This window comes from Microbulbifer maximicatervae (SeqCode), from assembly GCF_052466985.1.
This window is the reverse complement of record NZ_CP174298.1, coordinates 1,975,181-1,986,997: the sequence shown is the minus strand read 5'-3', so window position 1 is coordinate 1,986,997 and position 11,817 is coordinate 1,975,181. Positions and strand designations below refer to the sequence as shown.

Annotated in this window: 10 protein-coding genes and 1 tRNA gene; 9 read left to right on the top strand and 2 right to left on the bottom strand. The window is 51.1% G+C overall.

The window, feature by feature from the left end; all coding sequences use genetic code 11:
• Positions 1 to 64: 64 nt before the first annotated feature.
• A complete protein-coding gene (gene thpR / locus ACJJI3_RS08570; RefSeq protein WP_444942160.1) occupies positions 65 to 649 on the bottom strand; it encodes an RNA 2',3'-cyclic phosphodiesterase in 585 nt (194 codons plus the stop codon).
• Positions 650 to 795: 146 nt separating this feature from the next.
• Between thpR and ACJJI3_RS08565 the strand changes: the two genes are divergently transcribed.
• Positions 796 to 1,272, top strand: a complete 477-nt coding sequence (locus ACJJI3_RS08565) for an Hsp20 family protein (RefSeq protein ID WP_444942159.1) — start codon at positions 796 to 798, stop codon at positions 1,270 to 1,272.
• 1 nt (position 1,273) lies between these two features.
• A complete protein-coding gene (locus ACJJI3_RS08560; protein ID WP_444942158.1) occupies positions 1,274 to 1,927 on the top strand; it encodes a class I SAM-dependent methyltransferase in 654 nt (217 codons plus the stop codon).
• Here the strand turns inward: ACJJI3_RS08560 and ACJJI3_RS08555 are convergent.
• On the bottom strand, positions 1,907 to 2,893 hold the full coding sequence (locus ACJJI3_RS08555) for a GlxA family transcriptional regulator (protein ID WP_413665170.1): 987 nt from the start codon (positions 2,891 to 2,893) through the stop codon (positions 1,907 to 1,909). The two genes, ACJJI3_RS08560 and ACJJI3_RS08555, sit on opposite strands and share 21 nt — an antisense overlap.
• Before the next feature lie 139 nt (positions 2,894 to 3,032).
• Between ACJJI3_RS08555 and ACJJI3_RS08550 the strand changes: the two genes are divergently transcribed.
• From ACJJI3_RS08550 to clpP, 7 genes are all read left to right on the top strand, one after another.
• Complete coding sequence (locus ACJJI3_RS08550) at positions 3,033 to 4,889, top strand: beta-ketoacyl synthase (protein WP_444942157.1); 1,857 nt, start codon at positions 3,033 to 3,035, stop codon at positions 4,887 to 4,889.
• Between the two features lie 76 nt (positions 4,890 to 4,965).
• Positions 4,966 to 5,550, top strand: coding sequence for a type II toxin-antitoxin system RelB family anti-toxin (locus ACJJI3_RS08545; RefSeq protein WP_444942156.1), 585 nt, complete (start codon positions 4,966 to 4,968; stop codon positions 5,548 to 5,550).
• A gap of 299 nt (positions 5,551 to 5,849) precedes the next feature.
• The gene (gene fadB, locus ACJJI3_RS08540; protein WP_444942155.1) at positions 5,850 to 8,006 is read left to right on the top strand and encodes a fatty acid oxidation complex subunit alpha FadB; all 2,157 of its coding nucleotides are present in this window, start codon (positions 5,850 to 5,852) and stop codon (positions 8,004 to 8,006) included.
• An 11-nt stretch (positions 8,007 to 8,017) separates the two neighbouring features.
• Positions 8,018 to 9,193: an acetyl-CoA C-acyltransferase FadA gene (gene fadA / locus ACJJI3_RS08535; protein ID WP_413665174.1), complete on the top strand. Its 1,176-nt coding sequence runs from the start codon at positions 8,018 to 8,020 to the stop codon at positions 9,191 to 9,193.
• Positions 9,194 to 9,375: 182 nt separating this feature from the next.
• Positions 9,376 to 9,460: transfer RNA gene (locus tag ACJJI3_RS08530), tRNA-Leu, on the top strand.
• Positions 9,461 to 9,645: 185 nt separating this feature from the next.
• The gene (tig, locus tag ACJJI3_RS08525) at positions 9,646 to 10,959 is read left to right on the top strand and encodes a trigger factor (protein ID WP_444942154.1); all 1,314 of its coding nucleotides are present in this window, start codon (positions 9,646 to 9,648) and stop codon (positions 10,957 to 10,959) included.
• 188 nt (positions 10,960 to 11,147) lie between these two features.
• Positions 11,148 to 11,789: an ATP-dependent Clp endopeptidase proteolytic subunit ClpP gene (clpP, locus tag ACJJI3_RS08520; protein ID WP_282933430.1), complete on the top strand. Its 642-nt coding sequence runs from the start codon at positions 11,148 to 11,150 to the stop codon at positions 11,787 to 11,789.
• The last annotated feature ends 28 nt before the right edge of the window (positions 11,790 to 11,817 follow it).

Here is an 11,817-nt window from a genome sequence, read left to right as displayed (position 1 = left end):
GCCTTAGGCTCGCTTTTTTGCTTTTGGGGTTCCAGAAAATAGATTTTACCAATGGGGGGGAGTTTTACCGCGACTGTAGAATAGTTGTTAGTAGGGGGGTGTAAAGGCTTCCAGCCGGGCTTGGTTGACTTTGGTAGAGAGTAATATTGTTAATTGTTATTGGGTGTTCTAGGTCGACTGGAGAAAATCCGTGAAATTGTTTCCTGTTTCTGCACAGGGTGATATGTGGGCGATAGCACCGATTTTCTGTCGGTATCGATAGGCTCTCTGCGAGGCGTTTGACGGACATATGCAAGGTCGCCAATTGTTTGGTGACTGTGATTTCTGCGGCGATTAGATGAGCATCATTGCCTGGGAAGGTATCAAGTTTAAATAGGCGAGTTTTCGTCTCAGTTGTGTTTCGAGCGATTGAGGTCAGGCCGGTTTTTAGCGGCGGTATTGTTTTTATTGGAACCTGGCCTAAAAAACAAAGAGTGATATGACGATTCTTACAGGCTATCCAGTGGGCGCTGGCTAAAGATGGGACGCTTAGTTTGTTCGTGATGAGGCTTGCTAAGTAATTCAAAAATTCTTGTGTTGTTTTATCCAGCTGGATGCCAATAAAGATTCGACAAGTGGGCTCTTTAGGTTTTTTGTAATTTTTTGGCATAAAATTTATCTGTCACCCTTGAATAAGAAACCTCTGCCCATATCTCTGTAGTACAGGTGGTAGCTTCAATGAAAAGTGCCTCTGAATAGAGTCCGGTCATTTGACGGACGTGGTTTTAAATATTGCTCTGAATTGAGGATATGATAATGCGTAATTTTGATTTCTCTCCACTTTATCGCTCTGCAATTGGTTTTGACCGTATGGCCAGTCTGCTCGATGCAATGACCACAAGCGAGCAAAAGCAGCCTTCCTACCCCCCTTACGATATAGAGCTGACTGGTGAGGATAGCTACAGAATTTCCATGGCTGTCGCTGGCTTTGAGCAGTCTGAACTCGATATTCATGTGGAGCAAAATCGTTTAGTGATTAGCGGTACTAAGCCAGAAAGTAATAGCCAGGGAAATTATTTACACAGGGGTATCGCCGCAAGAAATTTTGAGCGACGCTTTCAGCTTGCCGATCACGTGAAAGTGACCGATGCAAAACTGGCTAATGGGTTGTTGCATATAGAATTGGTACGCGAAATACCCGAAGCGATGAAACCACGAAAAATTTCGATTACAGAAGGTAATGTGCTGCAGCACAGAGAGAATGAGACTAAGTCCACTGCCGCAGTAGCGTAAGTTGTCACTTCATTGCCCGCTGTGCCGCCAAAGCGCGGTACAGCTTTACCATCAGGATAAATTCCGCAGTTATCATCAGTGTGATAACTGCGCGCTCGTTTTTGTGCCGCCGCAATACCATCTGACACCTGAAAAAGAGAGAGCTTATTACGACCTCCATGAGAATTCGATGGAGGATGACGGTTATCATCAGTTTCTCAGTCGTTGCGCGCAGCCGTTACTGAAAGAGTTGAATGGAGCCTGTCATGGCCTGGACTTTGGTTGTGGCCCGGCGCCTTTATTGGCCAGAATTATGGCGGAGAGTGGGCACCGGGTGGACCTGTATGATCACTTTTACATGCCGGCCAGAAAGGCGCTGCATAGGAGCTACGATTTTATTGTCGCTACAGAAGTGATCGAACATCTTGTGAGGCCGGGAGAGGAGCTTGAAAACCTTTGGCAAAGGCTTCGCACGGGGGGGGTTATGGCCCTGATGACGAAACTGGTTATTTCTGCAGAGCGCTTCGCCAATTGGCACTACATCAGAGACCCTACACATATTTGCTTCTTTAGCGTGAAGACATTTGAATGGTTGGCTCGGTCACTCGGTGCCGAGCTCCAGTTTGTTCACAGCGATGTTATTTTTCTAAGAAAATTAAGTATTGACCCTGAATAGCTTGGCTCGCACCGTGGTGCGGTATTCACTTGGAGTTGTTGCCAGGAATTTTTTAAATAGCGCTGTGAAATGCCCCATATCCTGGTAACCAACTTTTTCAGCAATTTCATTGACCGATAAATTGCTTGATTGTAAAAGTTCGCGCGCCATGTCAACCCTGACATTTTGCAAATACTGCAGCGGTGTCTGTCCTGTAGCAAGTTTGAATCGGCGATTGAACGATCGCACACTCATATCGAAAAGTTGTGCCACTTCGCTAAGGCGTACCTCGGTATTACAATGTTCTTTGAGCCAGGCCTGGGCTTGAACGATATCTTCGTCTGGGTGTAGGTGAACAGATCCTTCTGAGTAGGCTATCTCTTCAAATGGGCGGCGAATTTCGTGAGAGAAATTGCGCTCCACATGACTGGCGATGGCCGGTCCATACAGTTGACGGATCATATGAACCGTTACGTCGGCGAGGGCATTGACGCTGGCCGCACAGAAAAGTTTGTCTGCCTGGGTAATAAAATACTGACGTTTTAACTTTACCTCTGGATAGTCTGAGCTAAATTGATCAAAATAATGCCAGTGGGTGGTTGCAGGTTTTCCGTTAAGGAGGCCCGCTTCGGCCAAAAAGCAAACTCCGGTACCCACAGCACTAATTGCAGCTCCTTGTTTTTCCTGTTGGCGCAGCCATTCCAATATTTTTCCGCCTCGCTTAAGGGCGGGGCGGGGGTTGCGCCACATGGTCGGGATGTAGATTAGGTCGCTATCTGGTGCATCGCTAAGAGCGACGTCCGGTTGAAGGGTAAACCCGCAGCGGGTATTTACTGGTGCCCCATCCAAACTGGCGGTCACCAGTTTTAGGCTGCCCTTGATGCCCTCAACCCTGGCGCGACTCTCCGCACCGCGGAGCATCTCAAGTGGGAGAACGGTACCGGTTGCCAGCATCTGGTCGATAAGTAGAAAAGTTACTGTTCGCATTACACATCTATGCGCACTTGCGCTATTGGCCAAAACACTCAATTTTGCTGGCCAGTATGCCCATAACTGGACAGAATCGCCACCCCCTACACTCGCATCTCTTATTTTTATAGTGTTAAGTGCTTGGCTGGAGGTCAGGATGCAGCGCCTTCCCGTAATCACCGCATTCGGTGGATTCAACCCTGCTGGACGTAGTTCTTTCCATAGAGGGTACTCTCGCCTCGTGCTAGATAAACTGGGTAAGGAAGAGAGGGATAGCACTCTTTCCGACCTGGCCGCCCTGATGGGCTTGCGTACCGGAGACAACGCTGAAGGCATTTTGGACCCTGCCCTTGAGCAGCAGGTGTTGGATGGTACTTTGGTGCGCGAACTAGAGGGTCGCTATTACGACTACCGCAAGTGCCATTTCCATCAGTCTGCCCAGCTCGCAAACCCCCAGGGCCTGACATTCGAAATTTCCACCCGGCAGCTTCCGCAGCCTGTGCCCGCTCATTGGCACTTGGAGCATATCCAGGGCGGCAGGGTTCGGGTCACCACAGCTGAGCTGTCAGTTTTGTTGGATAGCCACCGCGAGATAAGTGTGGCTGCTGCCGGCCAGCTCCCAACCGGATTTGAACCGGGCACTAAATATAACTCTCGATTTCACCCGAGGGGACTGCAGTTGGCCCTCTTGGGCGCATCAGATGCTGTGCAGTCTTTGGGGGTTGATTGGGATACCGTTGTATCTGCGGCTGGGCCGGGAAATATTTCACTCTATGCCGCCTCGGCAATGAGTCAACTGGACCCATTTGGCAACGGTGGTCTATTGCAGTCCCGCCTGCGAGGTGGTCGCGTAAGCTCTAAACAGTTAGCGCTTGGCCTAAATAGTATGCCAGCGGATTTTGTTAACGCTTATGTGCTCGGAAATGTCGGTTCTACTGGCGCTGTTGCCGGTGCTTGCGCAACCTTCCTGTACAACCTTCGCGCTGGCGTTGAAGATATTCGCTCGGGTAGAGCGCGGGTCGCTGTAATTGGTGCGGCTGAGGCGCCCCTTGTGCCTGAAGTTGTCGATGGCTATTCAACGATGGGTGCTCTTGCCACTACCGAGAATTTACGCAAGCTTTTCCCTGGTGAAATTGATTATCGACGCACTAGTCGCCCGTTCGGTGAGAACTGTGGTTTTACCTTGGGTGAGGGTACCCAGTGGGTCATCTTAATGGATGATGCTCTGGCGCTTGAGTTGGGTGCTTCCGTATATGGTTCGGTTGCCGGTGTGTTTACCAATGCCGACGGTACAAAAAAATCGATTTCTGCGCCGGGTCCCGGGAATTACCTGACGATGGCCAGAGCAATGGCGGAGGCGCGGGCAATTGTGGGTGAGGATAGTTTGCGGCGTCGCAGCTTTGTGCAGGCCCATGGCTCCAGTACGCCGCAAAATCGGGTTACTGAGTCCGCTATTTTTGATCGTTTGGCCGGCGCATTTGGCATTGCCGAGTGGCCGATTTGTGCGGTCAAGGCCTTTTTGGGGCATACCGTCGCTTCAGCCAGTGGAGATCAGTTAGTTACAGCGTTAGGTGTATTTGATCGCGGCATTCTCCCGGGAGTGACTACCGTTGATCACATCGCCGATGATGTTCACTGTAAGCATTTGGATATTTCCCTTGAACATACCGATAGGGGCAGGGGTGCGCTTGATTTAGCGTTCTTAAACTCGAAAGGTTTTGGCGGAAATAATGCGACGGCAACAATTTTGTCCCCGCAGATCACAAAATCAATGATGGAAAAGCGTCATGGCAAATCGGCCATTGTGACGTCTCAAGCGTTGAACGAGAAGGTTGTAGAGCAGAGTGAAAAGTACAACACCAAGGCTTCTCGTGGTGAGCTTGATGTTATTTATCGATTTGGTGAGGGCATGATCAATGAAAGTGAGATCACTATCTCAGAAGAAGAAATTTGTTTGCCCGGAATGCCGCCGGTGAAGCTGCCAAATGGAAATCCCTTTGAAGATATGGTGTGATTGGCTTTTACATAATGCCTCAATTTCGGTGATTTTTACCTGAAGGGAGATTGCACAAAAGGAGCTAATGGGGAGCATGGATGATCCTGAAGAGGATGTTGGCGCCCGCTTGAAAATGGTGCGCCACATTTACGGTATCTCACAGAGGGAGTTGGCGAGACGGGCTGGGGTAACCAACGCAACAATTTCTTTTATTGAATTGGGAAAGGTTAGCCCTTCCGTAAGCTCCTTAAAAAAAATATTGGGCGCCATTCCTATGCCGCTAACCGATTTTTTTTCCTTGGAAATATCGGGCGCAAAGCAAATTTTTTTTCGCGGAAATGAAGTGCCTGAGATCGGTCACGGCTCTGTGTCCTGCCGTTTGTTTGGAGGGGCAAAAGCAAACTGCGGCATGTCGCTATTGTGGAAAGTATTTCCGGCTGGGGATGACACCGGCTTTTCTCTCGAATCTGCTGAGGGGGAGATTGGTGGGGTGGTTGTCAGTGGTGACCTGGAGGTTACGGTTGGCTCCGACTTTGCCCTGCTGAGTGCCGGTGATGGGTATTATTTTGATGCTCAGCGTCCGCACCGCTTTCGAAATACAGGTCGCTGTGACTGTGTAGTTGTCAGCGCAATGATGCCGGCTTATGGGCATCCCGACCTTCAAGAGCCCAATTCCTGAAAGATGGTTTAGAAAAGAGGGAGTTCGTGCCAAGTGGCTGATAAGGCAGCACGATCCGAGATAGACTAGCCCAGCTTTAATTTCTCTCTGTTCGCAAACTGGCGAATTTCTGTACTTTGGCACTCCTGGTGCCACTCCATTTGTAAGAAATAGTATTCAAACAATCGTTTGAATCTGGCTATACTACGGCTGACCAAATTGGGCCTAAGTGTCACCGCGCTGTGCGGGGCGGCCCTTGGTTGCACAAAAATTCCGACCCCGGGCCCAGGATCGCGGCCCAGAATAAAAGAGGTCAATCAATGTTATTTAGTGGCAAAGCGCTCACGGTACAGATGCTGGACAACGGCATCGCCGAGCTCAAATTCGACCTGCAAGGCGAATCCGTCAATAAATTTAACCGTCAGACGGTTTCTGAATTCTCCCAAGCGCTGGATGCTATCGAAGCAGCGGATGGTGTAAAAGGTGTACTGCTGACCAGCGGTAAAGGCGTCTTCATTGTTGGTGCTGATATCACTGAGTTTGGTGGTGCCTTCTCTGCAGGTGCAGAGGGCGTTGCTGATCTGATGAATCAGAACAACGAAAATATCAACCGCCTGGAAGACCTTCCGGTACCGACTGCGGTAGCAATTAATGGCTACGCGCTTGGCGGTGGTTTTGAGGTGTGTCTTGGCTGTGACTTCCGCCTGATGGGCGAAGAGGCCAAAGTTGGCCTTCCGGAAGTTAAGCTGGGTCTGATTCCGGGCTGGGGTGGCACTGTTCGCCTGCCGCGTGTAGTGGGTGTTGATGTTGCTGCTGAGTGGATTGCAGCGGGTAAGGAGCAGAAGCCTGCCGCCGCTCTGGAAGCTCACGCTGTCGATGCGGTTATCCCCACTGCCAAGCTCAAAGATGCAGCGGTCAAGCTGCTTGAGCGCGCTATTAATGGCGAGCTGGACTACAAAGCCATTCGCGAGCTGAAGAAATCTCCAATCCCCTTGAATGATACTGAAGCGCTAATGGCCTTCTTTACCACCAAGGCATTTGTGGGTCAGCAGGCGGGTAAAAACTACCCCTCTCCCGTAGCTGCGGTTGAGTCAATCGAGCAGGGCTACAAGCTGAGCCGTGATGAAGCGCTGAAAATCGAGCAGGAGAAGTTCATTTTCTGCGCGCAGACCGGCACTGCGAAGTCTCTGGTAGGGCTGTTCCTGGCTGACCAGGCAATTGGTAAAGTTGCCAAAGGTTGGGAGAAGAAGGCCGATAAGCCGATTGAGCGTGCGGCAGTATTGGGTGCTGGCATTATGGGTGGCGGTATCGCTTACCAGTCTGCCTACAAAGGCACTCCGATCAAGATGAAGGATATCGACCAGAAGGGTATCGATCTTGGTCTGAATGAGGCGAACAAGCTGCTGTCCAAGTTGGTTGATCGCAAGCGCCTGACCCCCGTTAAAATGGGTGAAGTGCTCAACCGTATCGAGCCTACCTTGAGCTACGACGGCTTCAACGATATCGATGTTGTTGTAGAAGCGGTGGTTGAAAACCCCAAGGTGAAGCATGCAGTATTGAAAGAAGTGGAAACCAAAGTAAGCGAAGACACTGTAATCGCTTCTAACACCTCCACTATTTCTATTAACCAGCTGGCTGAGCCGCTCTCCCGCCCGGAGAACTTCCTCGGTATGCACTTCTTCAACCCAGTGCACAAAATGCCGCTGGTTGAGGTGATTCGCGGAGAGAAAACTTCCGACACAGCTGTAGCTCGCGTTGTTGCCTACGCAAATAAGATGGGCAAGAAGGCTATTGTTGTACGCGACTGCCCTGGATTCCTGGTTAACCGCGTTCTCTTCCCTTACTTTGCCGGTTTCTCCATGCTGGTGCGCGATGGCGCTGACTTCCAGGCCGTTGACAAGGTGATGGAGCGTTGGGGTTGGCCGATGGGCCCCGCTTACCTGATGGACGTTGTCGGTATCGATACCGGTGTTCACGCAGAGAGCGTAATGGCTGAAGGCTTCCCCGACCGCATGGGTAAAACCTTTACCGCTGCTTCCGACGTTATGTATGAAGCGGGTCGTTACGGCCAGAAGAACAACAAAGGCTTCTACAACTACGAGCAGGACAAAAAAGGTCGCCCGAAGAAAGTGGCTACCGAAGAGTCCTACGAGCTGCTTAAGCCGCACGTTGCTGAACGTCGCGAGTTTGAAAAAGACGAAATTATCGAGCGCATGATGGTGCCTATGGCAACCGAGCTGGCTCGCTGCCTGGAAGAGGGTATCGTGGATTCCCCAGCTGAAGCTGATATGGCGCTGATCTACGGCATTGGCTTCCCTCCGTTCCGCGGTGGAATCTTCGCGTGGCTGGACAGCATTGGTCTGGATGAATTCGTGAAGATTGCCGATAAGTACGCCGATCTGGGTGAGTTGTACAAGCCGACCGATCGCATGCGTGAAATGGCCGCAAGTGGCAAAACCTACTACGGCGACAAGTAAGGAGAATAGCGATGAGTTTAAATCCTAGAGATGCCGTAATCGTCGACTACGCGCGTACGGCCATGGGTCGCTCGAAGAATGGTGTATATCGCCATGTTCGCGCCGATGATATGTCCGCTGAGCTGCTGAAAAAGTTCATGCAGCGCAATGATAAGCTCGATCCCGCTGAGATCGATGACCTGATCTGGGGCTGTGTTATGCAGCGCGATGAGCAGGGCTTTAACGTAGCTCGCTTTATCCTGCTGCGCGCTGGTCTGCCACACACTATCCCGGCGCAAACCGTCAACCGCCTGTGCGGCTCTTCTATGTCCTCCCTGCATACTGCAGCTGCCAACATCCAGGCTGGCGTTGGCGATGTGTACGTTGTGGGTGGTGTTGAGCACATGGGTCACCTGAACATGATGGAGCATGTTAGCCCCAACCCAATGCTGGGTCGCTATATGGCTAAAGCTGCCGGCTCCATGGGTATGACTGCTGAATACCTGGCGATGATGCACGGTATCCAACGTCAGCAGATGGATGAGTTCGGTGCACGCTCTCACCATCGCGCTGCTGAAGCTACCAAGGCTGGCAAGTTCAATCGCGAAATTATCGCTATTGAAGGTCATGACGATGACGGCGTACCTTTCCTGGTTGAGACGGATCAAACCATCCGTCCGGACACCACCGTGGAAGGTCTGGCTCAGCTGAAGCCGGCATTCGATCCGAAGCACGGTCAGGTAACAGCCGGCACCTCCTCTCAGATCACCGACGGTGCCTCTGTGATGCTGGTGATGTCCGCTGAGCGCGCTCAGGCTTTGGGTATGACTCCTATTGCCCGCGTGAAAGAAATGGCGCTGGCTGGTGTTGATCCGTCCATTATGGGTTATGGCCCGGTGCCCTCTACCAAGAAGGCGCTCAAGAGAGCGGGTCTAACTGTTGGCGATATCGACAAGTTTGAGCTGAATGAGGCATTTGCGGCGCAGGCGCTGCCGGTGCTGAAAGACCTGGATCTGCTCGAGCAGATGGATGAGAAGGTCAACCTGTACGGTGGCGCTATTGCCCTGGGCCACCCCTTCGGCTGCTCTGGCGTGCGCATTACTGGCACCCTGCTGAGCGTTATGCAGAATGAGGGCGGCAACCTGGGCGTGTCTACCATGTGTATCGGTCTGGGGCAGGGTATTACCACTGTTGTAGAGCGAGTCTAAGGAAATTAGACCCCGAAAAAAGGCGCCTTTGAGGCGCCTTTTTTTATTTTATGAGAAAAGTGTTCAGTAAAGTGTTGAAGCCCCCAAAATGCTGTGGCACAATCTGCACCCCTTGTCGCGATGGGCTCTAAAAAAGTAGCGAAAGCGCTTAAATATCAAAGAGTTAGCGGCAGGTTCGATTTGGGGACGTGGTGAAATTGGTAGACACGCCAGATTTAGGTTCTGGTGCCGAAAGGTGTGGGAGTTCGAGTCTCCCCGTCCCCACCAAATTAAAAGCCTTGAAGTCCGTGTGACTTGCCCTGGAGGGGTAGGTGCGGGCTTCTTGTGTATTTGGCAGCAGCACAAAAGTATTGTTTTGGTGCTGGGCCTACGAGGTTACTGACTAAGTCTCGGTGACCCGGTATTCGTTGGCGCTGCGGCGCGATTACAGAGATAGTCTCACGAGGATAAACATGCAGGTTTCCATCGAAACTACTTCCGGTCTGGAGCGTCGCTTAACGGTCAACTTGCCGGCAGAAATTGTCGACAAAGAAGTGGATAAGCGTCTCCAGCAGGCTGCTAAGACTGTTCGCATCAATGGCTTCCGCAAAGGCAAGGTGCCGATGAAGGTTGTTCGTCAGCGCTTTGGCGCCGGCGTTCGTCAGGAAGTTCTGGGTGAGGTAATGAGCCGTTCTTTCTACGAAGCGGTACAGAAGGAAGAGGTTAAACCTGCCGGCCAGCCTAGCATCGAAGCTAAGCAGACTGCTGCTGGCGAAAACCTGGAGTACGTTGCTACTTTCGAGGTTTACCCGGAAGTTGAACTCGCTGATCTGGCTGAGATCGCTGTAGAGCGTCCTGTTGCAGAAGTTACTGATGCTGACGTGAAGAACATGATCGATGTTCTGCGTAAGCAACAGTCTTCCTGGAAAGATACCAAGCGCAAAGCTCAAAAGGGCGATCGTGTTGTTATCAACTTTGTTGGTCGTAAAGACGGCGAAGAGTTTGAAGGTGGCAAGGCCGAAGGTCACCAGTTGGTACTGGGTTCCGGCCAGATGATCCCTGGCTTCGAAGAAGGCATTCTGGGCATGAAGCCCGGTGAAGAGAAAGACATTGATCTGACCTTCCCGGAAGATTACCAGGCAGAAGAGCTTCGCGGTGCTGCTGTAACCTTTAATATCAAGGTGACTTCTTCCGAGAAGCCTGAACTTCCCGAGTTGAACGAAGAGTTCTTCAAAGCTTACGGTGTTCAGGAAGGTGGCGAAGAGAAGTTCCGTGAGGAAGTTCGCAACAACATGCAGCGTGAGCTGAAAAATGCCGCTCTGAACAAAGTTAAGACCCAGATCATGGATCAGCTGTTCGAAAAGCATCCAGTTGAGCTGCCGTCCGCGCTGGTTGCCAGTGAAGTAACTACCTTGCGTGGTCAAATGGTTCAGCAGTTTGGTGGTCAGATCAAGGCTGAAGATGCCGAGCGTATGTTGCCTGACACTATGTTCGAAGAGCAGGCAAAGCGCCGTGTAGTTCTCGGTCTGGTAGTCGGTGAGATTGTTAAGCAGAATGAACTTTCTGTTGATGCCGATCGCGTAAAGGCGAAAGTTGAAGAGCTGGCTTCTACCTACCAGCAGCCGCAAGAAGTGGTTGACTACTACTACAGCAACCGTGAGCTGCTGTCTGGTGTTGAGTCTGTTGTACTGGAAGACCAGGTTGTTGATCACGTACTGGCTTCAGCTAAAGTATCTGAAGTTGACAGCAGCTACGACGAAGTGATTAAGCCGCAAAAACAAAGCTAATCTCTCACTTCATTCAGGTGTAAGGTGGCGTCCGCTCAAGCGTGACGCCCCTACATCTCCTTCCTTTTTACCGGCTGGCTTTCTCTCGCCTGACCGGTTAAGCTCTGAAAACCAAATTTTTCAGCATGGGCATACGATGCCTATTCGCTGGCCTGCCGAATACGCCACAAAAGGAAGCAATGGTACCTATGGCACGAATTGATTTTCCAAAAGCTTCGATAGAGCCCTCAGCATCAGGTTTAGTTCCCATGGTGGTAGAACAAACCGCCAGAGGGGAGCGCTCATTTGATATTTATTCTCGCCTGTTAAAAGAGCGTGTGATCTTCCTGGTCGGGCCTGTAGAAGACCACATGGCCAACCTGGTTGTTGCGCAGCTGCTTTTCCTCGAGGCAGAAAATCCGGATAAGGATATTCACCTCTACATTAATTCACCGGGCGGTTCGGTAACTGCCGGCATGTCTATCTATGACACCATGCAGTTCATTAAGCCTGACGTCAGCACTATGTGCATTGGGCAGGCCTGTAGTATGGGCGCCTTCTTGTTGACTGCCGGTGCTGAAGGCAAACGCTTCGTAACACCAAACTCCCGTGTGATGATTCACCAGCCCAGCGGTGGGGCCCAAGGGCAGGCGAGCGATATCCACATTCACGCCCAGGAAATCCTCAAGATTCGTCATCGTTTGAATGAGCTCATGGCGCATCACTCTGGACGTCCAGTCAGTGATATTGAGAGGGATACAGAGCGCGACAACTTTATGAGCGCCGATGAAGCCAAGGAATATGGCTTGGTCGATGATGTATTGTCTCGCCGACAGGCATTCGATAAGTAGATTTTTCTACATTAAAAGTTTGCCGGAG

Bases quoted from the DNA above. Each gene is read 5' to 3' on its own strand.
- thpR (WP_444942160.1), bottom strand. From the start codon at position 649: ATGCCAAAAAATTACAAAAAACCTAAAGAGCCCACTTGTCGAATCTTT.
- ACJJI3_RS08565 (WP_444942159.1), top strand. From the start codon at position 796: ATGCGTAATTTTGATTTCTCTCCACTTTATCGCTCTGCAATTGGTTTT.
- ACJJI3_RS08555 (WP_413665170.1), bottom strand. From the start codon at position 2,893: ATGCGAACAGTAACTTTTCTACTTATCGACCAGATGCTGGCAACCGGT.
- ACJJI3_RS08550 (WP_444942157.1), top strand. From the start codon at position 3,033: ATGCAGCGCCTTCCCGTAATCACCGCATTCGGTGGATTCAACCCTGCT.
- ACJJI3_RS08545 (WP_444942156.1), top strand. From the start codon at position 4,966: ATGGATGATCCTGAAGAGGATGTTGGCGCCCGCTTGAAAATGGTGCGC.
- fadB (WP_444942155.1), top strand. From the start codon at position 5,850: ATGTTATTTAGTGGCAAAGCGCTCACGGTACAGATGCTGGACAACGGC.
- fadA (WP_413665174.1), top strand. From the start codon at position 8,018: ATGAGTTTAAATCCTAGAGATGCCGTAATCGTCGACTACGCGCGTACG.
- tig (WP_444942154.1), top strand. From the start codon at position 9,646: ATGCAGGTTTCCATCGAAACTACTTCCGGTCTGGAGCGTCGCTTAACG.
- clpP (WP_282933430.1), top strand. From the start codon at position 11,148: ATGGCACGAATTGATTTTCCAAAAGCTTCGATAGAGCCCTCAGCATCA.